Below are 25,512 nucleotides of genomic sequence, written 5' to 3'. Positions count from 1 at the left end.
CGCTTCTCATTCTTTAATACATTGAATCATTTTTTCATTTCATATTTTATATACAAAAAACCTGTAGAGAAAACATTCCCTACAGGTTTTTCTTATTTCGTATTTATTATTTTCTCTTTATAACTCTTCAATTTACTCGTCAATCCTATTAAAGCAGGTAACAATATCGGCATTACAATTAAAGCTAATAGTAAAAGAGCAACGCCAACAACGGATGCTACTTGTATAAGTGTCAATACTCCTGAAGGAATTAACGCTGCAAATGTCCCTCCTAAAATAAGTGCCGCTGATAATACGACTCCTCCTATGTGACGAGATGCATTTACAATTTTCGTTACTGAATCCCCTTCTAGCTCATTGTATCGCATCATAACGAAGATGCTATAATCCACTCCTAAAGCGACAATCATAATGAAGCTAAAGAATGGAACATTCCAGCTTAATGACTCTACGTTTAATACATGTGCACTAATTTGTTCACTTATACCAAGTGATGCAAAGTACGCTAAAATTAAGGACCCAATAATAAAGATTGAGTTTAAGAATGAGCGTGTAATCACGATTAATACAAGCGAAATCCCTAATAACATAATCGTAGCAGTACGTAGGAAATCTTGCCCGGTTACTTCTTTTAAATCAACGTTTCTAGCTGTTGTCCCGCCAATTGCTTTTTTCGCATCATTTAGTTCTGTTCCCTTTAACGTACCATCTATCGTTTTATTAATTTCTTGAATGATAGGCATCGCTTCTTTTGAATACGGGTTTACGTCTAAAATAATTGTCATTTTAGCAGTCTTTCTATCATGTGACATGTACGTATTCAATGCTTTTTGGAAATCTTCTCCTTCTAAAACTTCTTTCGGAATATAAAATTTCTCAGAGCTTTTCGACTCATTTAGCTCTCCTAAATATTTTTGAGCGTCACCTAGACCGTTACTTACTTTTCCTAAACCCTCTGTACTTTTAGATAAACCTGATTGCAATTGCCCCATCTTTTCTTGTAAATCTTTCAGTCCAGTTAATAACTGTCCTTGCCCATCGTTTATTTTCGTTAATCCAGATTGTAAGTCAGCCGATTTGTTCGCAATTTGTTTTGAACCTGTAGCCCCTTCGCTCAATCCTTTGTTCAGCTCAGCAGCCCCTTTTTGTAACTTGGTAACTCCATTGTTCATTTCTTTTAAACCGTTATCTACTTTCAGTAACGATTGATTCGCTTCTTTAAATGAATTCATCGCTGCTTTATGCTGCACCGCCAATTGATTTAATTCTTTTGAAAGTCCAGTTAATTGTTTTTGAGCTTCTTTAGCAATTCCTAATGTTTGCTGCACATTAGGATCATTTGCTAATTCTGGTTTTGTTTGAATGAAATTGTTCATTAACGTTTCAATTTGTTCATATCCTTTTTTCGCACCATCAATCGCTTGAGAAATACTTCCGAAATATTGATCGTACGAACTTAAACCTTTTTCTAACTGAGCATAACCAGCATGAAGCTGCGAAGTTGCATTTGACAGGGCATTGATATTTCCGTTTAATGATGCTAGCCCATCCTCTATTTGCTTCGCTCCTTGTGCTCCATTGTTTATTCCATTCGATAATTGATTTAAAGCTGTCCCTAAGGCTGATACGCCATTTTTCGCTTCATTTGTTCCATCAATTAATTTTTGAACATTTGCAAGACTATTTGAGTCATTATTACCCATTTTATCTTTCGCATCAGTTAATCCTTCATTAATTTCTTTTATGCCACCATTTGCATCGCCTAAGCCTGTATTCAATTCTCCGGCTTGTTTATTTATATATAATTCTTTAATCTTATCTCCAGTTGGACGCGTCGGTGAATATACTTCTGAGACTCCTTTAACTTTCGAGATTTTATCAGTAAGTTCATCTAAAGTTTGTAAAGAAGTCGCCTCATCTAACTTTTTATCCGATTGAATGACTAACGTACTTGGTGAAGAAAAACCAGGCGGAAAATGCTCTTCTATTACGTTAATCCCCATTTTTGATTCATATTTATTATCCACTTCAAATAAATCATTGTAATTAAGCGTGTTAGAATATTTTAATACGAATGGAATCGATATCACGAATACGATAATTAAAGCGATAAATGGTCTTGCTACTGAATTTTTTGCAAAGAATCCCCATAAGCGACTATCCTCATGACCTTTAAATGTTTTAACTGGATAAAACATTCCTTTTCCTAAAAGCACCATGAAAAATGGATTTAAAGTAGTTAATACGAGTAGTAGTACTGCGACACCAATTGCTACCGCTGAAGTAGATTGATATAATTTAAAACTCGCTAAAGCAAGAGATGCAAAGCCAATTAGTACTGCTATCCCGCTATATAAAACGGTTTTACCTGCCGATTTAAACGTTTCTTTCGTAGCCAAAAATGCATTTTCTTGTTTACTTAATTCTTCTTTAAATCTTGTATATAATAAAATGTTATAGTCTGTTCCCACTCCAAACAGGACGACTACTACAAACACTTGCGTAAAGTTTGAAAACGGAAAATTAAATTGATCTACAAGATGGGCAATAATCCCCATTGAAATTAAATACGAAACACCAACTGTAAGAAGAGAAATAATCGGAACAACTGGTGAACGGAATACAATGATTAATACTACAAGAATGAAAATGATCGAAATAACTTCTGTCTTTTTCACGCCCTCTTGAGAGGATGTAAGAAAATCACCCGCTATTAAATCACTTCCTGTTAAGTACGTTGTAACTCCTTTCGTTTGCACTTTTTTATGAAGATTATTTGCAATTTTTGACATTTTACCATGTTTTTTATCTACCGATATTTGCGTTAAAATAGTCGTATTATCTTTAGAAACTAATTGTTTCTGCAGTTCTTTATTATCTAAATGTGAAACGACTTCCTTAATTCCTAATTGCTCTTTTTCATTTTGCAGGGCATTGATCGTTTTCGTTATTTCCTCTTTTTGCTCATTTGTTAAAGCCTTCTTACTTCCACTATTAAAGACAGCTATAATTTCATACTTTTCAGCCCCTTCTTTATCCATCTCCTTTATCATCTTGTCAGCAATACTGCTTTGTTCTGTATTAGGAATCGTGATTTGCCCTTTTTCCTTCACTAACTGATCCATATTAGGCATCGTTACGATCATTGCAATAGTAATAACTATCCATAATAGAAAAGATAAACTTCTCCAACTTTTTAGCTTGCTCATTTGAATCATCTCCTGTTATTAGAGTTTCATGGTGCATAGGGAATGAATATTCATTCCCTATTTTTGAAAATATCATTCAGGAATGAACGTTCATTCCTATTATCCTATTAAATTATTTTTCAATTTTATCAAATCACTACCCACGGAATGAATGTTCATTCCTGTCCTTATAAGGCTATAGAATCAAATGATTCTAATAGCATTCCAAGAGCTTTCTTCCAATTCTTTTACTAATTCTTTTGAGTATTCTAACTGCCCTGTCGCCATTACTTTTATTAATTTTTCAAGTGGTTGATATACAATAATAATTAAAGCAATTATAGGCAATGGACGAAGAAAACCTTTTTCGATTCCATCTTCAATAATATTCATAAAGAAGCCTATAAAATCGTCAAATATTTTCTTACTCTGTTCATCAAGAAAATAACTATCACAGTGAGAATTTGTAAAAAGAAAAGCATCCACATTGTTTCTCGCAAATTCAAATAAACGGTTATACGTATGACTAAACTGTTCTCGAATATTTGCTTCAACAGGAAAATCAGTCTTTATTGTTTCAGATAGCTGTAGCATGCTTTTTGAAAATAATGAGTTAACGAGTGCCTCTTTATTTTCAAAATAGCGATAAATAGTACCAGCGCCGACATTTGCTTTTTCAGCGATCATCGGAATTGTCGTACCATCGTAACCACGCTCTGCGAAAAGTTTTATAGCAGCATCAAAAATGTCTTCTTGTTTATTTTTAGCCATTTTTCTCACCTCAATTTCCAGGAATGAAAATTCATTCCGTTTATAATTATAAATTACATGGATTAAAAGTCAAGTGTGTAAATACGCTATTGAAACATTTATCAAATAACACACTCAATTAAGATATTAATACATTTTTTGCGTTATCCCATCAAAAAAATTCTTTGTATCATCATGACTTAAAACCCTCAATACATCTTGTATCTTAAAAAATTGAACTTGACTTATTTCATTATCTTTTGGATGTAAATCTATTCTGTCACCTATATATTCTACATAAAACATAGTAGTTTCTTGCTCTTCATATCCAATTTTCATTTTGAGTTCTTCAGGAAAGCCAAAGCAAATTTTATCTTCAAATTGCTTTATAACTTTAAACTTTGTAGATCCAGTTTCTTCTTCCAGCTCTCTCAACATAGCACTCTCTAAATCATTATCTGTATGTTTCACTCCACCTTTAGGAAAATCCCATTCCCCCTTTGACATAGCATATTCTCCATCTATGTCGCTAATTTTCACCTTATGTACCAATAAAAATTCACTGTGTTGGAATACGACCGCACCTACGGCTTGCCTAATCATTTTACTTTTCCTCCTAAAACAATGATTCCACTCTATTAAATAGAAAAGTACTATAATAAAAAGTTTATCATTATAGTACTTTGTTACTCATACATAGCACATGACATTAATTAAAAGAAATCATAAATAAACGGCTTACGCACCGGCACTACATTCTCAAATGCACGTATCTCCTCTTCGCTACCGCTTATTAAGTCTATTTCATTTAATTCTAGCGGTCGCTTGTAACCAAACATAATAGTAGATAACGCATTAATATCGATTTGAATTCCATTTTCTTTTGCTGTTTCTTCTTTAACGATTGTTATTTCATTATTTTTAAGTTGAACCGTTACGTTATTCCACGGTGCAAATGAATCTGTAATATGTAAAATTACTTCTTGCTCTTCGTTGTTCCAGTTCCATTCATATTGTTTGAAAAACTGTTCTACATCTACAATTCTTCCCATGAAATATGGAGTTACTTCTGCTTTTACTCGTGGTTCTTGTAATGTGTAAAGAAGTGGTTCTGTCTCACTTAGTATCATTTCTAGATCTTTAATCATAGAATCATGTTGGCAGATGAAGTTCCAAAGACCAATTCTTGCTTCATTATGTAATGGGACAAATTCTTCTACTTTCATTTTAGAATTCTCTATTTTGTATAAAATGTAACCAGCCGCCGTTTTATTTTCATCATAGTAAACTGCCAATGTTAAATCATGATACACCGCTTGTAGCCACCATTTACGTCCGCGAACTAACATACCAGAAAATCGTTCTGCAAATGTTTCATATAGATTCTCTACTTCTTCTGGATGATTATCTTTACTAAAACGTTTCACTGTACCATTCACTTGTTTTTTAATTATTAAATCGCTCTTTGTCATCTGACATACGATTCGATTCGCACAAAGTTCCCAGCCGTATTTACGATAAAATGAAACGGCAAATGGATGTAACATCGATACACTATATCCATCTCTTTTCATAGTTTGCAGTGAATGCTGAAGTAACTCTTTTACATATCCACTTCTTCTATATTCCGGATACGTCGCTACCCCCGCAACGCCGCCCATTTTAAACTTTTCTTTTCCTATGTAAATATGAAAAGGAATTAAGTGCAACTTTGCAGCTAACTCTTCTCCTTCCATAATACCGTATATTTGATGGCTTTCCTTCATTCTTGCAATTTTCTGCTCTATCCATTCTTCATTTGCTTTATATTGAAAAGCATATTCTGATAAACGTAATGCTTTTCTAAACTTATCTTCTTTTAATTGTATAACGTTCATATATTTCTCCTCCATTCCTCGTTTGAATTATATCATAATTCAAACTATTATAGTTCGGTAAGTGAAATTACGAGGATGTTTCAACAAAAGATATCGATTTAGAAACACTCTAACATAAAGGCTCTTTTCAACTGCTTTCTATTGGCGGCATAAGAATATTAAAAGCCTTGCGTTCTCTTGGGTTTGCGAAGCTAAGAGGTACCATTGAAAGTGATGAAACTTATGACAACGGCAACATTACGGACATAAAAAAACCAGTTGATTGAGAGAAACTGGTTCAATAAAGGTTTATATTGGATATTCATTCAACCAAATTAATGCTTGTTCATAATCATCGAAAAATTTTACGGATTCTTTTGTATTGGATTGTTGTAAATAATTCATTGTCTCCCCTTCTTCAAGGAGAAACGCAATTGCCTTACTGTGATTCAAAATGGTTTCATTGAAGAACTTATCTTTCCATGCTTTTTGAACAGAAAAATGATCTGGCGTGTATCCTTTTCTATCCACCAACAATTTGTATTTCCGACCCTCGGAAATGAATTGCTGACAAACCTGCTCGAAGCCATTAAACCATTCATAAACATCAGCTGTATTAATCTTGCCAATTAGATGGGTAACAATTAAATCCCCTGAAACTGTTGTGCTGATATTCTGTTTACTCAACTTGGAACCATCTCCCTTAGTTACAATTATGCGTAAAAATCTCATAAAATCAATAAGGATAAAATTCTTACGCAATAAAGCAACATTATTTACGAAAAAAGCCAACATAAAAAAGCAGATACATTGCATATCTGCTTCTCATCACTTTATTTAGCTAACGTTTGCAGTTCTTCAAAAAATGTAGGATACGATACACCTACTGCTTCTGCATCTTCAATCGTTGTTTCTCCTTCAGCTATACAGCCGGCAATCGCAAGCATCATTCCAATGCGGTGATCACCGTGACTATGTACTGTATTTCCTTTTAGCTTACATTTACCGTAAATAATCATTCCGTCGTCGGTCGCTTCAATACGAGCTCCTAGTTTCGTTAGTTCCGCAACGACTGTATCGATACGATTCGTTTCTTTCACTTTTAGCTCGTGTGCATCTTTAATGACTGTAATTCCATCTGCTTGTGTTGCCGCTAAAGCGATAATTGGGATTTCATCAATCAGTCGTGGAATGATATCTCCACCGATTTCGATTCCTTTCAGCGGCGATGTTTCAATTGTAATATTTGCAGCAGGTTCTGATGCTCCTTCGTTAATCTGCTCTACAGTAAACGTAGCGCCCATTTTCTCAAGAACATCAATAATACCTGTACGAGTCGGATTCATTCCCACATTTTGTAATAGTAGTTTACTATTTGGAATAATTGCACCTGCTACTAAGAAAAATGCCGCTGATGATACATCACCTGGCACTTGAACATCTGTTGCGGTTAACTTCTGTCCTCCTGCTAGTTTCACTGTTTTCCCCACGCGAGTTACTGTAACGCCAAACGCCTCAAGCATTCTTTCTGTATGATCGCGGGAAATATGAGGTTCTGTAACAGTTGTTACACCTTCTGCGCGAAGGCCTGCAAGTAAAATAGCTGATTTCACTTGTGCACTTGCTACCGGTGAAGTATATTCAATCGCCTTTAAATTCCCGCCTCGTATTGTGAGCGGCGTAAACGTTCCTTCTTTTCGGCCATCAATTTTTGCACCCATTTGCTTTAGTGGATTTGTTACACGTTGCATCGGTCTCTTCGCAATTGAAGCATCACCTTGCACGCAAGAAAAGAATGGTGTGTTTGCAAGTATTCCTGACATTAATCGAATCGTTGTACCAGAATTACCAACATCTAATACAGCTTTTGGCTCTTGTAAACCTTCTAATCCTGTTCCAATTACCGTAACTTCGTCTCTATTTTGTGTAATCTCTACTCCCATTTCTTTAAAACAAGAAATAGTACTTAAACAATCCGCACCAGGAAGAAATCCTTTAATTGTTGTTTTACCTTCCGCGATTGCGCCAAACATGACAGCGCGATGGGAAATTGATTTATCTCCAGGGATTGTAATTGTACCATTCAATCCGTTATTTACAGTTTGTACTGTTTTTTCTTTCACGTTCTCACCCTCCTCATTAAATTGTTTCATACGTTTGGTATTCTTCTTTTCCGAGCGCAATTTTTGCCTGCGTTCGATCTTCTTCTCTTTGGAAACTAATTCGTAAAACTCCGAGCAATCCTTCTCGCGCTTCTAATATTTGCAAGTTCGTAATACTAATTTCTTCTTCTGCTAGAATGCTTGTGATATGGGCTAATGCCCCTACTTTATCTAAAACGTCGACGTATAAGTCGTGATAGGCAGGAATCGCCCCTCTTTTTCGAACTGGTAAAGAGTCACGATATTCTTTCGCATCTGCAAAATAACTTTGTATTTCTCCTGCATCTCCTTTAGAAACCGTCTTATATAGCTCTTCCATTTCTGAAATCCATTCTTCTAATAGTTCCAATAAATGCCCGCGATTTTGCTTTACGATATCACTCCACATTTTCGGACTACTTGATGCAATACGTGTTATATCTTTAAATCCGCCTGCCGCTAGTTGATGAATAAGCGGATTATCACCAGCATGTTTCTCAACTTGTTTTACTAATCCTGCTGCAATTAAATGTGGGAAATGACTAACTATTCCTGTTACATAATCATGTTCTTTTGTATTTAATACAAGAAAATGAGAGCCTGTTCCTTTTAACCATTCTTTTAGCTCGTCTACTTGATCCGCCTGCACGTGATTCATTGGCGTTAAAATGTAAAATGCGTTTTCAAAAAGGTGTGCCTTTGCACTTTCAACTCCTGTTTTGTGAGAACCTGCCATCGGATGACCGCCGATAAATGAAACTTTCTTTGTTAATAAAGCTTCCGCTTCATTCATGATTGTCCCTTTCGTACTTCCTACATCGGTAACAATGACATCTTCTCGTAAATGAAATGATGCAAGTTTGTGTAACAACTTTTTCGTTTCTTCAACTGGAGAGGCAAATACAATTAAATTTGCCTCCTCACATGCACGCTGTAAATCTACTGCTACTTCATCAACTACATGTAATTCTTTTGCGCGCTCTACTTGCTCTTTAAATATGTCATAACCGATAATCGTTACATCGTGCTCTTTTTTAATCGCTAATGCAAGAGAGCCTCCTATTAATCCAGTACCGATTAATACTACCTTTTTACACATTTGCCTCATCTCGAGACTTACCTTTTTTATTTTCAAAGTGTTGTTTTAACACTGAAATCACTCCTTCATTTTGTTCCCTAGTTCCGATTGTAATACGGACACCATTTGGGAACGGACGAATAATAAACCCTGCATGCGCACAAGCTTCATAAATTTCCCCAGCATCATCTACCGGCAAGAAGATAAAGTTCGTTTGCGACGGATAAAATGGAATTTCATTTTCTGTACAAAAACTTTCGTATTGTTGTAATCCTTCTGTATTAACACGAACTATTTCTTCAATAAACGCTTCATCGTTAAAAGCAATCGTCGCTGCTTTTTGCGCTAATGAAGATACGTTAAATGGCAAACGTACGACATTTAATTTCTCGATTAACTCTTCCTGTCCAATCGCATAACCAACGCGGAAAGAAGCTAATCCGTACGCTTTAGAAAACGTTCTAAGTACAAGAATGTTGTTATGTTTTTCTAGAAGCGGTAATGTCTCAGGGAAATCTTTTGCTGTTACGTATTCATAGTACGCTTCATCAATGACAATTAACGTATTTTCACTAATGCTTTCAATGAATTGAGTCAATTTTCGCTCATTCACATATGTGCCTGTCGGGTTGTTCGGATTACAAATCCATACGATTTTTGTATGTTCATCAACTGCTGAAGAAATTTCATCGAGATCATATACACCGTTCTTTAAAGTAATTTCTTTCACTTCACAGCCTTCAATAATTGCATGATGACGGTACTGAGGGAATGTCGCGCCAGCAGTTACGATATTATCTCCTTTACAGAGCACTGCACGACTTATAATTTGAATGACTTCATCAAGTCCACTACCACAAAGCACTTGTTCCATTTGCACTTGTAATTTCTCTGCAATTGTTTGACGGAGTACTTCAGCACCTCCGTCAGGATATAAAGCATGTTCCTGCCACGATTTTTGTAATTCTCCTAAAACACGAGGTGAACAGCCAAATGGATTTTCATTTGATGCTAACTTAACAAATGAATGATTCCCGTATACTTCTTTCATTTGCTCTGGTGATTTACCTGGTTTATACGGTTGTAATGATGATAGTTGATCTTTTACTCGCATGTTAAATCCACCTTTTCATTAAAATTCTTTTGCGTATTTGTTATGTTGCGAAATATTTTGTTTTAGTAATTCCATGCGATCTTTTCCGAATTGCTCGACTAGTGCACCGGCAAGTTCCCATGCAACGACAGCTTCAGCTACAACACCTGCTGCTGGTACTGCACAGCTATCAGATCTCTCAATACTCGCTTGGAACGCTTCTTTCGTATCAATATCTACGCTTGCTAACGGTTTATATAATGTAGGAATTGGCTTCATTACGCCTCTTACGACAATTGGCATACCTGTTGTCATACCGCCTTCTAAACCGCCGGCATTATTCGTATTTCTCGTGTATCCTTTTTCTTCATCCCATAAAATTTCATCGTGCACTTTACTTCCCGGCTGTCTTGCCGCTTCAAAACCAATTCCGATCTCAGCACCTTTAAACGCATTCACGCTCATAATAGCACCGGCAAGTTTTGCATCTAATTTGCGGTCGTAATGAACGTAGCTACCAACTCCAATTGGCATTCCTTCTGCAATGACTTCGACAATACCGCCTATAGAATCTCCGCTACTTTTCGCATCATCAATCGCATTCATCATTTCTTGTTCTACTTCTTTATCTAAACATCGAACTGGTGAATTTTCAGTTATCGTTTGAATTTCTTCAATTGGTAAGTTTGAAATACGCTTCGCTTGTACCCCACCAATTTCAAGAACATGTCCTGCGATTTCCACACCTAGTTCTTTCAAAATTTGTTTCGCAACTGCACCAGCAGCAACACGAACTGTCGTTTCTCTTGCAGAAGAGCGCTCTAATACGTTTCTTATATCACGATGGCCGTATTTAATTGCCCCGTTTAAATCCGCATGTCCTGGACGTGGTTTCGTTATAGTACGTTTCATTTCTTTACTTTCTTGCTCCGAAATTGGTTCAGCACCCATTACTTTCGTCCAATGTTTGAAATCATCATTTTTTACGATTAACGTAATTGGTGAACCAAGTGTCATTCCGTGACGTACACCACTTGCAATTTCAACTGTATCTGTTTCAATTTGCATGCGTCTTCCGCGCCCATGCCCTTTTTGTCTTCTTAATAATTCTTTATTAATATGTTCCGCTGTTAATGTTAAACCTGCTGGTACACCTTCTAAAATAACTGTTAACTGCGGCCCATGTGATTCTCCAGCTGTAATATATCTCATTTCTCTTGCCCCTTTACTATTTTTTTGTACAAAAAAGTCCCTACTGAGCGCTCAGTAGGGACGATGTTTATCGCGGTACCACCCTAGTTGTAGACTTCTTTCGTCTACCTCTCTTCTTCTTTAACGATCGTTTGACCGTCTTTCTCTCCAAAAGTTGGCGGGAAAGATGCTCCAAGGCTGTAATTCATGCTTACCTTTGTACTGATTCACACCGGCCATCAGCTCTCTTTAACAGTGAGATAAGCACTACTGTTTCCTCTTCAGCGCATTTATGATATGGAATTATGATATGGAATTAAGATAATTTATTTTTGAAACCTTTTAACTCATCCATGAATCTATGGAATTCTGGAATATCCATTTGTTGCGCAGAATCTGATAACGCAACTGCTGGGTCTGGATGAACTTCAGCCATTACTGCATCTGCTCCAATTGCAAGTGCCGCTTTCGCTGTTGGTAATAATAAATCTCTACGTCCTGTTGAATGTGTTACGTCAACGATAACTGGTAAATGTGTTTCTTTCTTTAAAATCGGTACTGCTGAAATATCTAATGTGTTACGTGTCGCTCTCTCGTATGTGCGAATACCGCGCTCACAAAGAATAATTTGGTCATTACCTTGTGCAATAATGTATTCCGCTGCATTAATGAACTCATCAATTGTTGCTGCTAATCCACGTTTTAATAATACTGGCTTATTAACTTTACCTACAGCTCGTAGTAAATCGAAGTTTTGCATGTTACGTGCTCCAACTTGAATTACATCAACGTATTCTAGCGCCATTTCTACGTCATTCGGATTTAAAATTTCACTAATAATCGCTAAGTCGAACTCATCTGCTACTTGTCGTAAAATTTGTAAACCTTCTACTCCTAAACCTTGGAAATCGTATGGAGACGTTCTCGGTTTGAAAGCACCGCCGCGCATTAATTTAAGTCCTTGATCTTTCATCGCTTGCCCTACTTGGCGAACTTGCTCTAAACTTTCTACCGCACAAGGTCCCATGATGAACGTTTGTGTTCCGTTTCCAATCAATTCACCTTTAACATTAACAATTGTATTTTCTTTTTTCTTTTTACGTGAAACTAGTAATGCTTTACGGTTATCATCTTCTTGTAATTCTAAGCTTGCTTTGAAAATCGTTTTGAAAATATGTTGAATCGTTGACGTTTCGAATGGTCCTTCGTTATGCTCTGCAAGCATATCAAGTACTTCACGCTCACGTACTGGATCAAAGCGTTTCGTACCTTGTACTTGTTTTTGCTCCCCAATCTTTTGAACGATTTCACCGCGTTTGTTTAATAGGTGTAATAGTTGTAAGTTAATTTCATCTACCTGTTTACGTAATTGATCTAATTCATGATTTGCCATTTGGAAATCCTCCTCTAATGTTTTAAAAGTATAGTAAGAGAATAAAAAATTCTCTATTTTCTGAACTGGTTAATTATACAAATTTAAAGTGGAATCGATACCTCTTCTTATTTTAAACTAATAATTACCATAAAGACACTAACTACTAGTTAATAAGCCACTTTTTTGTACAAAAAAGCCCTACTGATTCAATCAGTAGGGACGATATTTATCGCGGTACCACCCTAGTTGTAGACTTATTTCGCCTACCTCTCTTCATTGTTAACGATCATCTGACCGTCTTTCCCTTCATAAAGACAATAACTATCTTTACTACGAAAAAGATGCTCCAGGACTGTAATTCGCTCTTGTTTTTGTACTGGTTCACACCAACCACCAGCTCTCTGTTACAGGGAAACAACAACTACTGCTTTTCCTTTCAATGCATGACTATTTTATTTTCAAGTTGGACCACTAAAATACAAAAAGTCCCTACTGAATAAATCAGTAGGGACGATATTTATCGCGGTACCACCCTAGTTGTAGACTATATTTCTGTCTACCTCTCTTCACTGTTAACGATCATTTGACCGCTTTTCCTTCATAAAGACAATAGTATCTTTACTACGAAAAAGATGCTCCAAGACTGTAATTCATGATTATCCCTGTACTGGTTCACACCAACCACCAGCTCTCTGTTACAGTAAGACTAACCACTACTGTGATCTCTTCATTGCACTTTGTTTATTCAAATGTTTTTGAAATTGAATAAGTATGATTCGTATTATAGAACGCTTTTCAAAACACTGTCAATAACTTTTTATATATTTTTTTAAAATTCCACTTCCGCCCTATGATTCCTCTTGTAAATTCTCCGTTACGATTCCGATGCGAATTATTTCATTTTCTATTAAATTTAATACATGTCTTTCTACTTCATACCTGGTTAATAGTTCTTTTACTTGTATGATCTCACTTTCAAGTAAATCGGCTTCTTGACACGTCTGCAGTAAAGTGAAAAACACATTTGCATACAATTCTTTATACGCTTTCATACGCTCTTTCTTTTCAAGTATCTCTATAAACAACTGTTTCATTTCTTCTTGATTAGATTGTCCTTCCACACCTTGAAATTTACTAGAAATAATATTTAATCCTTTTTCTAAAACCTCATCCATGCATAACACAATACGTAAAAGCATCATATATTCTCTCGTTGTTATTACGCCCATTTTCGGACGTTCTCTTAAAAACACACTAAGCCACGCTGTCCAAAATTTTCGTTGTTCCTTACCACTTAACGTTTTTACGTAGTAGCATAAATACTGCATAAATTTAATTTTATTCTCTTCGTTTTCTTGCATCAAAAGTGGATATAACCAATCTGTTTTTTGCTCCCAATATAATACGCATTTAATAAATACAAAGCTAAGCCATTTTAAAAATGCTTCTCTCGTATATGGATGTAGTGCATCTAAATGTTCTACTGCATACTTAATATATCGTCTTATTTCTGTAAACAAAGGTAGATTAATTTGCGTATAACATAATCCCGCCCACGCATATTTCGTAAGCTCACTTTCTTTCTTTAAATCTAAGTAAGGTAGTACATTTTTCCGACACCATTGCTTCTCAATATGGTATAAAAACGTAATATCTGCTGTTAAACGAGCTAACATAAAGTTCGTTCGTTCCGAAGTAACCCTTACCTGTTCTTCAAATAAAAATAAATATTCATATACATTGCGATCATATAAGTGATCGTACGCTAACAGTTTTAGCAATACAGCTGTCATCTTCCCAACAGGATGCTGTATAGACTCATTGTAAAACTCTTGTTTTCCAATTTTAAAATCTGTTTCCCCTCTCATAACATGTGGAAATACTGAAAAAGCAAAGCGCTTTACAACCCGTATACTGTTTTCTTCTAGCTCTTCTAATCGATTGCTAATTTCATATAGAAAACTACTAATTAGCCAATGAAAAGCAGTATTTCTAATAAATTTCTGCAATAACGGAATGATTTTTTGAATTTGTTCATTCGTCAAATTCCGGTTATTTCGCCACTCTCTTATACACACAAACCATACTTCATTACTAATTTCGTGCACGCCTACTAGTTGATAAGCAAACGAAATACTCCACTCTACATTCAATTTACACGCTTTTGATAACATCTCTAAAAAATGGCGTTGTTCAAAAACACCGTCTCTTGAAAATTGCCGAACTTGCTCCATTATTTCATCGTCTTTCAGCTGCAGTAATCCATCAGCTGTTACATTGCATGTAATACGTTGTTCATTTGCCTCTTTCTTTGGAACACTGTATAGATCTGAAGAAAAATGGGGGTGTTTCTGTTTCATTAGCTCGTATCCTTCCGCCGTAAACTTACTATTCGAATCACACGTGAATAGTAAGTCTAATACAAGACAAGCATCAAACGCCCTCTCTTCTGCAAGATACTCTAATACATGTTGAATTACTTCTTCTTTCGTTTCCTCTAAAGCATCTGCGTAATAATTCTTTAAAAGTTGAAACACTTCATGTTTACATGTGAAATCTAACAGAACATCTACATGTAACAGCCACTTCAGTTTGTCATCCGCTGTAACGAATACATTATTAATCATTGCTTCAATTGCAATTCGCTTTTGAAGTACACTATCAGTTTCTATCATTTCTGTAATATAATGATTTGCTTTTTTCTCATTGTTTTCACATAAATATGTAAGACACTCTTTTACAATTTGAATTAAAAATGTAAAATCATTTTGCTGTAACTCCTGCTCTGAAATTTCTCTATCTCTTTTTTTCAGTGCATTTTGTCTTAATGACAATAGTTGTATTTTTTCTAACCCCGTAACCATAATCGGATTTGCGTAGTAAGTAATATGTGGTCTCATTTTCTCTTTCCAAATTCGCTCCACATGAGAAAAAATAGGCATCGGTATACGACTCGATTCCTCGAGTTCAATCGACTCTTGCGTATCATTTCCCCATTTTCTTACACGCTTCAATTTTAGTTTTCCATCTAAAATAAACGTTAATAGCAACAAGCCAATTTCTTTATGCTCAGGGAAAGAACATTTTTGCAATAAATATGTGATCATTTCAATAGAGCTACTATCTTTCTCTGCTGTTTCTAATAAAAGCAATGTCCATCTTGCAAACAACAAAGGGTCCATCGTTTCTTTCGTTTCGTTTAAGTAAGTACAAATTGTTCGCCACCATAACGGGGATATTTTAGAATGATTTTTAAAAATCAATTGAAATAGTTCTTTTTGATGACTAAATAGAAATTGCTCCACTAACCATTCCGCAAGCAATTCATCTACTTCATCATAATTTGCTGTAAGCAGAAATAAATTTCTTAGTTTCCCTTCTGCTTCAAGCCATTCCACCCATTCATAATCACGAGCAAATTCAACGAAGTACCGAACGGTTTCAATTTTTTTTATTGACTGTTTTATATAGGATAATTGCTCCTGCTCTACTGATGGAGGAACGGTTACAATATCACGAATACGCATTCTTTTCGTAATATAATTATCCCCCATTAATTCCGCCCACCGCTTCACCGCTTTCACAAGCGCCTGATGATTATTTGCTTTATTCGGATACACAATCGGTCTTATCCCTAAATGCTCCCAATGATATGTATTATCACCTTGTGCGACGAAAGCATAACGCCTTGTACTCGGTGGTAAGCCTGTTGCTAAATATTTCATTACAGGATCATTATGACTATACCCAACGAATAAAACAGTGTAATTTGAGAATAAATCAACTAAAAATCGTCTCGCCCATCCTTCTGTTAAGTAAGCCCTTCCAAAATCACCATCCGTTAAAATTAAAGCTTCTTTCTCTTGTTCTACATTCCCATGTATGTAAGCCAACCCTTTAAACGCTCTCCCTGTCGGTAAAGCAGGTGCATAATAAATATTCAGCTCTCTATTCATTTCTGTAATTACAGACGTAAAATGTTGGTCAAAGTTTGTCGTTACAATTCGAACATCTGTATCTAACGGAAACAGCCTTGGAATCGCATAGTGTAATGGATTTGGTTTTGATTTTTCTATATTAACGAGGTCTCTTGCAACTTGATGCACATCTTTCGTTTTCGCAATTTTACCGAGATAATAATCGTGGGGTTCTGTCATCTCACGCCTTTCGACATATAAAGCTTTCGAAATTTCATCAACTAAATCATCGAAATTCGGTAAGTTTGATTTCCCCTTCATAGAAACTCCTGCTCCAACGAATAATACTAACTTACCTTGTTCAAGGTGATCGATTAAATCATCTGGAATTTCTACTTCTGAAGTTATCCACATCCCGGATTCCCCCTTACCTAAAAATGTCATACGCTCTCATTTCACTATAACATTTTTTAATTGTTTTTTTAATATTTAGATAAAATTTCAGCATGATAAAGTTTTATATAAATTAAACCGTTCCAATGTATGAACTCCTGAATTTATTGTAAAACTATGTATAAATGGGAGGTGTAAATATTGAGTGATATTACTGTAATACTTATCAAATTTATATCATGCATCATCGCTTTTAGTATCGGACTAGCTCTATTTTTCCCAGCAACGCTCGTCCAAATCATTTCTTTTAGTCTCTTCGTCACAATCGTTTCTTATATGTTTGTTGATAAAATTATTTTAAATCGAATTGGCAATTCCGCTGCCATTATGACGGATTTCTTACTTACGTATTTAAGCGTTTGGATTTTTGGTAATATTTTATTAGACAACTACATGCAAATTGCATGGGGCAGTATCCTTTCTGCCATCGTCTTTACATTATCAGAAGTAATCGTCCATCGCTTTTCTAATTCCCACACAAGGCACAGCAATGATAACATTCGAATTAATCGCCGGTTTGCATATGGCACGGAGTTTGCTGAAGAACAGAATGTGTTGGATAAAGATAAGAAGAAATAAAGCCATAATTACTGGTGCAAAAAAGTAGCTGTCTCATCAGTCGAATTTTTGACGATGTGGCGCTCCTTTTTGTTTTTTGTACTATCAATACGGTGAATGAAATTATATCAACGATTTTGGAAATATATCTATCGTAACTCTAATTATATCAACGATTCGACAATAAATATCGATTTGTCGACAACGTTTGATAGGCTATCTTCAAATAAAAAAGCTGCCCCATTAAGAGACAGCAACTTCTGTAATTACGCTTTTACTTTTAAATCTTTTAACGTAATAACATCTGCAAATGATCCAAACACAACATTATGATGTTTTACAATATCTTCAGCGCGTAATACATCTGTGTCAAATGTGCTATGTGCATCACTTACTAACGTTACTTTATATCCTTCACTAAATGCTCTACGCGTTGTTGTGTCCACACAATACTCTGTTTGCATTCCTGAAATAATAACGTGTTCAATGCCTTTTTCTTGTAACACTTCGTTTAAGTTCGTCTTATGGAATGAATCTGGCGTCGTCTTTTCAACGATATTGTCCCCTTCTTGCGGAGCAATCGCCGCATGCACTTTCCAGCCACCTGTACCTTTTTCTAACGGATGACCTTTCGGCCCGTTATGTTGTACATAAATAACCGGAATACCATTTGAACGACATTCCCCAATGAGCTCTTGCAACGTTTCTAAAAACTTTTCCCCATTATGTACTGGGATTCCTGCTGTATACATACCCGCTTGCACATCAATAACTAGTAATGCCTTTTTCATTTCACACAGCTCCCTTTATTTTTATAAGCCCCTGCATATTTATTATAATTGTTTATATTCTACCATCCAACAATCTTCTAATTTCCCCTCATGCAGTTCATGTTTCTTTAATATCTTCACCTTTTTAAATCCGCATTTTTCATAACAGCTTATCGCACGTTCATTATTTACTCTAGGATCCATCGCGATTGCTTCCGCACCCAATTTCTCCATAATGTATGTAATAGCTGCTTGAACAAGTTTTGTTCCAATTCCTTTTCCCCAATACACTGGTTCACCGATGAATTGGTCCATGCCCATATATTTTGTGATTCTTCATATCCATATAAAGCTTTCCATTCAGAATCAACAGGATACATTTGTATATAACCGATCGATATTTCATTGAATTCTACTAGACATCGTTTTTCATTACTATTTGGATTATGTATAAAATGTTCAAGTACATTCTCTATAGATTGCAGATTATCTCTTCCTTCGTAGTACTGCAGGACTTCTGGGTCTGTTAGCCATTTTGAAATGATAGATGCATCGTTTTTTATTACGTATCTAACTAATAATTGTCCCTTTTGGAATAACATAGGTCACCTCCTTATTAGTTACTCTCATAATAACTTTTCTATATGCGGATAGTAAATTTGTCAAACAGCTTTACTTGCATAATCCCACAATAAGAAATTATCCTGTTCAACCTATACTGAGTATCATAAACTATTATTTAACTAACTAAAAGAATGTTTCCCATAATGAAGTTCTTTTGTAACAGGACCTAAAAAACTAAAACAATTTGGAGATGAGAATTTGAAATCAACATTAATTATTCTTCGAGGGAACTCCGCAAGTGGTAAAACAACAATCGCAAAAGAACTGCAAGAGCATTTTGGCCAAGGGACACTACTAGTCTCTCAAGATGTCGTGCGTAGAGACATGTTAAAAGTGCACGACACAATGGGTAACTTATCTCATGATTTACTATTTGAAATTACGAAGTATGGAAAAGGAAAATGTGAATTTGTTATTTTAGAAGGTATTCTAAACAGCGGTAGATATGGAGATATGTTAAAAGAATTAATACATTATTTTGACGACGCACATACATATTACTTCGATTTATCACTAGAGGAAACCATTAGACGACATAATACAAGAGAAAAACGGCATGAGTTTGGTGAGGATTTATTAAGTAAATGGTATAACCCTCACGATACAATTGAAGTTGATAAAGAAACTATTTTTACAGATGATTTCATACAAAAAGACATCTTTCATGCGATTCTTAATGATGTGACACATCAAAAATAAGACTGACTTTTTATGTCAGTCTTATTCTTTTATGTTCCTTGAATTTCAGTTTTCATAACGGAACAATCTTTACATACATAATAATATATATTCATTTCCCCAAACTGGAAATCAACTACTGAAATAAGTTCCCGTTCTTCAAGATCTTGTGTAATTGTAGCAACATATTTCATCTCTTTCGAACAAGTTGGACATCCTAAATCTTCTGGAACATCACCATATAAAGGCGCTCCTAACAATCTACATATATATTCCGAACCGAATAAGTCAAAAGCTTCCCAGTAACTATCTTCATCAGTAGGTATATCTTCATTTTTCATATTCGTTAGCTTTACATTAGTTTTTGGAAGATTGACCGGTAGCTTATACTCAGCTTCCATAATCCACTCTTCCGTATTGTCTTGTTTTATTATTTGTACCGTTTTGCCCCCATTACTTAATTGAAAATATTGCGGCTCCCACACCATCGCACAATTCAAACAAGAGATGAATGGTAATACAATCAATTCAGCATTTTTAAGTTCAGCAAGTTTCTCATCTTTCAAATCAAAACAAAAAATTTGATGCATTTTCTCACCGCATAACTTACACAATGGTAATTCACAATCTTGACCACCGAAATAATGATTATATGAATCTTTCCCTTCCATTACTCTATACCCTTTTATTCCATCCCAATGTTCGCCATATAATTCCATTGTCATTTTTAATCCTCGCTTCATTTAAATCTGATCCACTTTATTATAAGAAAATAAACATTACAAGTCGTCATCTTCCTGAATAGTTTCTATAATAAAACCTTTTAAATTTGGGGCTATTTCTTCAATTTCAGCATCTTCGTGATACCAAATATATATTTCATCATCCATTATTCCGTTATTTATTTTAAAACACAATTTATCCCCTGAACCATCGTCACCAATTATAATAAGATCTTCAGGCATATGCTCATCGCTCAACTCAACGTTTTGTCTAACTATATCATCCCAAGTTTTCATTAAATTTCTATTATCTTTAATAGGATATAGTATCCATTCTCCTATTTCGGCGTTATTAACTAATTTAAAAAGATCCCTATATTGTGCTGGAAAAATAGCACCTAACTTTTCTTCGGTTTCTTTTATATGTAATTCAAATACTCCTTGTTTCTTTGTTTCAATATATCCTCTTACTTTTTTCATGAAATACACCTGTCCTTTAAACTTAATTACAATATTGTCATTCAAAATATAATTGCCAATAAACCGCAACTTCATCACTTTCAGCCTGATTACTCCAACAATTATGTTATATAAAAATGCTATGTAAATGATTTAATCGGTTTTATTTGTATATTTCATTATACGTTAACTCTTCATTGCCATCATACTAGTATTCTGTATTTCCCGATAAATTTCAGTTCCACACCAAACCACAAACTCACTTAAATAAAAATTAAAACTCAGCTCGTTCTTAATATATTTGTATTTTATAGACATAATACAAGTTTCATGTTTAATTTAAGTTTTGGTGCAGATTTAGCAACACATCCCTTAAAAATCCTATGTCAGATCAACAAAGTTTTCCAATGAATTACACTAACTCAAAAACAAAAGCCAGTCTCAATATTAGAGAACTGACTTCTATTTGGATAACTATAATTATTATAAAACTTTTACTTTAACAGTTTGCCTTCCCCAGTTCATAGCTTTACTTTTTGAACCCATTAAAACATCAATACGATTTCCTTTAATAGCACTACCAGTATCACCAGCAATAGCTTCTCCATAACCTTCTACCCATACTTTAGATCCTAATGGAATTACCTTCGGATCTACTGCGATAATTCTCATATTAGGATTTGCCGTTAAATCATGACCCATCGCAGTTAAAACGCGTCCACCATATGTACCATTTTCACTTGGATCAGCAGTATATGCTGTCGCTACTACCGTTAATTCACGTTTAGCAGACTGTTTGTTATTTTTAGATACTTCTTGTGTCTTTGTTGCTTCTTTTGCTTTCGCTTTTTCTATTTCTCGTGCTTGCGCTTCTTCCTTAGCCTTTGCTATTTCCTGCACTTTTGCTTCTTCTTTTGCTTTTTCTATTTCTCGTGCTTGCGCTTCTTCCTTAGCTTTTGCTATTTCTTGCGCTCTTGCTTCTTCTTTTGCTTTTTCTATTTCTCGTGCTTTTGCTTCTTCCTTAGCCTTTGCTATTTCCTGCGCTTTTGCTTCTTCTTTTGCTTTTTCTATTTCTCGTGCTTGCGCTTCTTCCTTAGCTTTTGCTATTTCTTGCGCTTTCGCTTCTTCTTTTTCTATTTCTTTTACTTTTGCTTCTTCTTTAGGCTTTACTATTTCTTCTGCTTTCGTTTCTTCCTTAACTTTTACTCTCTCTGTTACTTTTGCTTCTTCTTTAGGCTTTACTATTTCTTCTGCTTTCGTTTCTTCCTTAACTTTTACTCTCTCTGTTACTTTCGCTTCTTCTTTAGGCTTTGCTATTTCTTTTACCTTCACTTCTTTCTGCTCTTTTGTTGTTTCTTTCGCTTTTGCTATTTCTTGTACTTTTACTTCTTTCTGCGTTTTTACTTCTTCCTTTGCTTTAACTGCTTTTTGTACTTTCTTTTGTACTTTCGCTACTCGCTTCGTTTTCTCTTCAGCTTTCTTTTCAATTGGTGCTGTACTTGATAGGAAAGAAACATTTGCATAGGCTGTTTTTCCTTTATACTCAAATTGCAGCCATCCATCTTTTACTTGATGTGTTGATTCAATTACATCATCTTGTTTCAGTCTGCCAAGAATTTCTGATTCTGTGTTTGCTTCAGTACGTACATTTAATAGGTTTGCTGTTACATGATAAATATCTTTTGTATACTCCGAACTTACAAACAATTCTTTACCATTTAAATCAATTTTTGACCATCCTTCTTCAGTATGTATGACCTTTAACTTTTGTCCTTCTTTTACTTTTTCGACAACTTTTGATTCCGTAGTTGGCTTTTCACGTACGTTGAGTACATCCGCTGTTACGATAGTTTCTGCGATAGCAGATGTGGTAAAAGCCCCCAATCCAAGAACTGTTGCTGTTGCTGCGCCAATTATTTTTTTCATAATAGCCTCCATTACATTTTTTTGAATTCTATGAAATCCTTCCATAAAATTAGGGGGTTCCACAGAGTATCAAAACATTTGTAACAGTATATTAATACCACTTAATATACTGTTTTTAAAACTTCCTACTCCAATATTATCAAATTTTCATTTCTAATTCTATACATTATAAATCTACTTATCTTCTATAAACTCTTCATGACCTTCTACTTCACACTAGATAGTTGTCGCAATTCCAGCCAAAAATAAACTTACAATTGCTAAAAATGGCGTTCCAGCTATTGCACCTCTTAAGTGAAACTTATAGTCTTTATATCCTTTCATTCCCTCAGTACTAGGAATAACAGCAAATCTTGGAGTAATCCAGCAAAATATAAGCCAATCGATTATTAATAAATCTACTAAATTGAAAATCATTACAATCCCAAAAGTATGTAAATAGGCTTCAATATACAATAATTTCCCATGGTGATGTAGTATATATGTAGAAACTAAAGGCGTTCCGAAGAGAATAATATTGTAAATAATTCCGAAATAAAATGTTTGTTTTTTTTCATTTATCGATTTTGGCAATACTACTTTTTGAATATCTTTCGGATAATCATTTAACCAAAGGCGAGGATTATAATATGTAGACCCTAATATCATAATAGACAGTATAAATGACATGGAAATACCGACAATCACCATTTGTTCAAATTGCCCCACAAATGTCCCTCCTTATTTGAAATTTTGACGTACGTAATTCACTTAATTAGACATTGTATGCATGTTATGACTTAAAAATTATCTAATACCATTAATAAAAATTTTCATTACAATCCGCTTTTTCCTAACGTCCATTCTTATTTCTTGCAATATGCATGCAAATTTAATAAAGTGAACATCTAATTAGTGTTGTTGAATTTCGCTAATTATTACAGAGTACATATTTTTTAATTTACATAAAGAATGGATTGGTGAAACGAATGAAAATCGAACATATAGCAATTTGGGTAAATGATTTAGAATTAATGCGTACTTTCTATACTAAGTACTTTAACGGTAAAGCAAACTCTTTATATCATAACGAAGCAAAGCAATTTGAATCTTATTTTATTACGTTCGAATCTGGAGCAAGGCTTGAACTTATGCGTAAAAAAGGTATAGAAAATGAGCCTAACCTTAATATTACTGGTTATGCACATATGGCATTCTCAGTTGAAAGTGAAGAACGTGTAAATGAACTAACAAAAACGTTAAAAGAAGCTGGTTCTCCTTTATTAAATGGACCCCGTTTCACTGGAGATGGCTATTACGAAAGTGTAATTAGTGATCCGGAAGGCAATCAAATAGAGATCACTATTTAACTATCGTTTATCTTTTCTGAAGAACTAATAAAAATTCGTTTGGAGGAACCCTATGCATAAACTGCATTTCAAAAAATTTGAAGCAACAGATTTTAGTCCATATTTCCAGCTCGTATCAAATGAAAGAGTGATGGCACAAATTACAGAGCGTGCTATTCCGCTAAAAGAGGCACAAAACGACTATGAAAAATTGTTAAGGCGCAATGAAAAGCATAAACTGTTTGGGTCTTATAAAGTTTATGACAGTGCAACAAATGAATTTATCGGCCTTGGACATGTAACAGTGAATGAAGATCATGTAAAAGAAGCTGAAATTGGGTATATGATTTTGCCAGAGCACTGGGGAAAAAGATATGGTAGTGCAATTGCAAAGGAATTAATAAATATAGCGAAGCAGACAGATGTAAACGTACTAAAGGCAATTATCGATCCGAGCAATACCCCCTCTCGGAAGATTTTACTAAACGTTGGTTTTACATCTGAAAAAGTTTGCGAGATTGATGGATTACCTGGGGAGATTTTGAGTACATATATTTAAATATATAAAAAAGCAATGCTACATTTGAACTAGCCGTAGCATTGCTTTTATCTTTTATTATTATAAAAGTCCATTTTCACTTTAATACGAACTAAATCATTATTTCTTTATCTCGTCTACTACACTTTGAACTAAAGAGATAAGAGCTTTCTTTGTATCCTCATCTGTTATTTTTGCATCATCACTAAATTTAGTGCGCACAGATGGGATTAATAGCGAACCATTTTGAACGACAATTGTATCTAGCATACCTAGCGTAAGTAATAATGATTCATGAGCTTTATCCCCTCCAGCAATCGACGGTGAAGCTGTTATAATAGCAACTGGCTTTTTATAAAGTTCCGCTGATGAAACAAGCCATTCTAATGCATTCTTCAAAACTCCTGGAATACTTTTTGCGTACTCTGGTGTACAAATAATAAGTGCATGTGCTTCACTTAATATCTTTCGAAATTCTTCAATAACAACCGGTGCTCCAACTCGATCTACATCCGGATTAAAATGAGGTAGTTCCTCTATCCCATTATAAATAGTGTAATCTATACCTTCTGGAATAAATGCTGCTAAAGTTTTTAATATGTTTGTGTTGGATGATCCTTCCCTAATACTTCCTGAAATCGCTATGATTTTTTTGTGTATACTCATATGATCCCCTCCTACAAACATCATACTTATGCAGCCATAGAAAAATCAAAAATATTGAACTATTTAACAGGCTGTACATTCATCAATTTTATTTACATAATAATATTATGGTTTATTTTTAACCTTTTATAAAATAGGTAAGGAAACTCCATATTTGTTATCCTATTTGAGAACGGACAAATCATGTTTGTAAATGGTTTT

At 34.8% G+C, this 25,512-nt stretch carries 21 protein-coding genes, 1 pseudogene and 3 other annotated features; of the genes and pseudogenes, 4 read left to right on the top strand and 18 right to left on the bottom strand.

All coding sequences use genetic code 11. The features are described from left to right. Positions 1 to 92: 92 nt before the first annotated feature. The 11 genes from NSS74_RS09200 to NSS74_RS09150 all read right to left on the bottom strand — a co-directional run bounded on the left by NSS74_RS09200 (position 93) and on the right by NSS74_RS09150 (position 17,033). Positions 93 to 3,209, bottom strand: coding sequence for an MMPL family transporter (locus tag NSS74_RS09200; RefSeq protein ID WP_340813447.1), 3,117 nt, complete (start codon positions 3,207 to 3,209; stop codon positions 93 to 95). Positions 3,210 to 3,392: 183 nt separating this feature from the next. Continuing rightward, the gene (locus tag NSS74_RS09195) at positions 3,393 to 3,959 is read right to left on the bottom strand and encodes a TetR/AcrR family transcriptional regulator (RefSeq protein ID WP_002013443.1); all 567 of its coding nucleotides are present in this window, start codon (positions 3,957 to 3,959) and stop codon (positions 3,393 to 3,395) included. Positions 3,960 to 4,085: 126 nt separating this feature from the next. Next, entirely contained in the window at positions 4,086 to 4,541 is a 456-nt protein-coding gene (locus NSS74_RS09190; RefSeq protein ID WP_340813446.1) for an NUDIX hydrolase, read from the bottom strand. Between the two features lie 110 nt (positions 4,542 to 4,651). Further along, on the bottom strand, positions 4,652 to 5,815 hold the full coding sequence (locus tag NSS74_RS09185) for a GNAT family N-acetyltransferase (RefSeq protein ID WP_340813445.1): 1,164 nt from the start codon (positions 5,813 to 5,815) through the stop codon (positions 4,652 to 4,654). 288 nt (positions 5,816 to 6,103) lie between these two features. Then, complete coding sequence (locus NSS74_RS09180; RefSeq protein WP_002142244.1) at positions 6,104 to 6,610, bottom strand: SpoIIAA family protein; 507 nt, start codon at positions 6,608 to 6,610, stop codon at positions 6,104 to 6,106. A 17-nt stretch (positions 6,611 to 6,627) separates the two neighbouring features. Further along, entirely contained in the window at positions 6,628 to 7,917 is a 1,290-nt protein-coding gene (gene aroA / locus NSS74_RS09175; RefSeq protein WP_044438257.1) for a 3-phosphoshikimate 1-carboxyvinyltransferase, read from the bottom strand. 16 nt (positions 7,918 to 7,933) lie between these two features. After that, positions 7,934 to 9,034: a prephenate dehydrogenase gene (gene tyrA / locus NSS74_RS09170; protein ID WP_033716373.1), complete on the bottom strand. Its 1,101-nt coding sequence runs from the start codon at positions 9,032 to 9,034 to the stop codon at positions 7,934 to 7,936. Further along, on the bottom strand, positions 9,027 to 10,127 hold the full coding sequence (gene hisC, locus NSS74_RS09165) for a histidinol-phosphate transaminase (protein WP_002142248.1): 1,101 nt from the start codon (positions 10,125 to 10,127) through the stop codon (positions 9,027 to 9,029). Before hisC ends, tyrA begins: the two co-directional genes overlap by 8 nt. 18 nt (positions 10,128 to 10,145) lie before the next feature. Then, positions 10,146 to 11,318 (bottom strand): chorismate synthase, encoded by a 1,173-nt coding sequence (aroC, locus tag NSS74_RS09160; protein ID WP_002013434.1) that lies wholly within the window; start codon positions 11,316 to 11,318, stop codon positions 10,146 to 10,148. A 53-nt stretch (positions 11,319 to 11,371) separates the two neighbouring features. After that, positions 11,372 to 11,591, bottom strand: a binding site (T-box leader). 22 nt (positions 11,592 to 11,613) lie between these two features. Then, positions 11,614 to 12,690: a bifunctional 3-deoxy-7-phosphoheptulonate synthase/chorismate mutase gene (locus NSS74_RS09155; protein ID WP_002013433.1), complete on the bottom strand. Its 1,077-nt coding sequence runs from the start codon at positions 12,688 to 12,690 to the stop codon at positions 11,614 to 11,616. Positions 12,691 to 12,884: 194 nt separating this feature from the next. Further along, positions 12,885 to 13,121, bottom strand: a binding site (T-box leader). Positions 13,122 to 13,175: 54 nt separating this feature from the next. Continuing rightward, positions 13,176 to 13,412: a binding site (T-box leader), on the bottom strand. A gap of 108 nt (positions 13,413 to 13,520) precedes the next feature. Continuing rightward, entirely contained in the window at positions 13,521 to 17,033 is a 3,513-nt protein-coding gene (locus NSS74_RS09150) for a DUF4020 domain-containing protein (protein ID WP_340813444.1), read from the bottom strand. A gap of 150 nt (positions 17,034 to 17,183) precedes the next feature. On the opposite strand from NSS74_RS09150, the gene NSS74_RS09145 reads away from it, so the two are divergent. Then, on the top strand, positions 17,184 to 17,621 hold the full coding sequence (locus tag NSS74_RS09145; RefSeq protein WP_002032800.1) for a YndM family protein: 438 nt from the start codon (positions 17,184 to 17,186) through the stop codon (positions 17,619 to 17,621). Between the two features lie 245 nt (positions 17,622 to 17,866). Here NSS74_RS09145 and NSS74_RS09140 read toward each other — a convergent pair whose 3' ends face one another. Together NSS74_RS09140 and NSS74_RS09135 are read right to left on the bottom strand one after the other, a co-directional pair. Next, a complete protein-coding gene (locus tag NSS74_RS09140; protein ID WP_002142250.1) occupies positions 17,867 to 18,391 on the bottom strand; it encodes a cysteine hydrolase family protein in 525 nt (174 codons plus the stop codon). Positions 18,392 to 18,433: 42 nt separating this feature from the next. Then, positions 18,434 to 18,972, bottom strand: a pseudogene (locus NSS74_RS09135) (GNAT family N-acetyltransferase). Between the two features lie 220 nt (positions 18,973 to 19,192). Here NSS74_RS09135 and NSS74_RS09130 point away from each other — a divergent pair. Next, complete coding sequence (locus NSS74_RS09130; protein WP_002142252.1) at positions 19,193 to 19,693, top strand: kinase; 501 nt, start codon at positions 19,193 to 19,195, stop codon at positions 19,691 to 19,693. Between the two features lie 29 nt (positions 19,694 to 19,722). Here the strand turns inward: NSS74_RS09130 and NSS74_RS09125 are convergent, their stop codons facing one another. The 4 genes from NSS74_RS09125 to NSS74_RS09110 form a co-directional block, all read right to left on the bottom strand. Next, positions 19,723 to 20,397 carry a hypothetical protein gene (locus NSS74_RS09125; RefSeq protein WP_002142254.1) on the bottom strand — a complete coding sequence of 225 codons (675 nt, stop codon included), beginning with the start codon at positions 20,395 to 20,397 and terminating at the stop codon, positions 19,723 to 19,725. A 54-nt stretch (positions 20,398 to 20,451) separates the two neighbouring features. Continuing rightward, positions 20,452 to 20,874, bottom strand: coding sequence for an SMI1/KNR4 family protein (locus NSS74_RS09120; RefSeq protein WP_033716456.1), 423 nt, complete (start codon positions 20,872 to 20,874; stop codon positions 20,452 to 20,454). Positions 20,875 to 21,336: 462 nt separating this feature from the next. After that, positions 21,337 to 22,779 carry a cell wall-binding protein EntB gene (gene entB / locus NSS74_RS09115; protein ID WP_340813442.1) on the bottom strand — a complete coding sequence of 481 codons (1,443 nt, stop codon included), beginning with the start codon at positions 22,777 to 22,779 and terminating at the stop codon, positions 21,337 to 21,339. 216 nt (positions 22,780 to 22,995) lie between these two features. Beyond that, on the bottom strand, positions 22,996 to 23,487 hold the full coding sequence (locus NSS74_RS09110) for a hypothetical protein (RefSeq protein WP_002032812.1): 492 nt from the start codon (positions 23,485 to 23,487) through the stop codon (positions 22,996 to 22,998). Positions 23,488 to 23,747: 260 nt separating this feature from the next. Here NSS74_RS09110 and NSS74_RS09105 point away from each other — a divergent pair, with 260 nt between their 5' ends. Both NSS74_RS09105 and NSS74_RS09100 read left to right on the top strand, forming a co-directional pair. Continuing rightward, entirely contained in the window at positions 23,748 to 24,128 is a 381-nt protein-coding gene (locus NSS74_RS09105) for a VOC family protein (RefSeq protein WP_033709223.1), read from the top strand. Between the two features lie 52 nt (positions 24,129 to 24,180). After that, positions 24,181 to 24,666 (top strand): GNAT family N-acetyltransferase, encoded by a 486-nt coding sequence (locus tag NSS74_RS09100; RefSeq protein WP_256485744.1) that lies wholly within the window; start codon positions 24,181 to 24,183, stop codon positions 24,664 to 24,666. Between the two features lie 99 nt (positions 24,667 to 24,765). On the opposite strand, the gene NSS74_RS09095 is transcribed toward NSS74_RS09100, so the two are convergent. Next, complete coding sequence (locus NSS74_RS09095; RefSeq protein ID WP_340813440.1) at positions 24,766 to 25,311, bottom strand: NADPH-dependent FMN reductase; 546 nt, start codon at positions 25,309 to 25,311, stop codon at positions 24,766 to 24,768. Positions 25,312 to 25,512 lie beyond the last annotated feature (201 nt).

The organism is Bacillus sp. FSL E2-8868 (assembly GCF_038005505.1).
Classification (GTDB): Bacteria; Bacillota; Bacilli; order Bacillales; family Bacillaceae_G; genus Bacillus_A; species Bacillus_A mycoides.
This window is presented reverse-complemented; position numbering and strand designations above follow the sequence as displayed.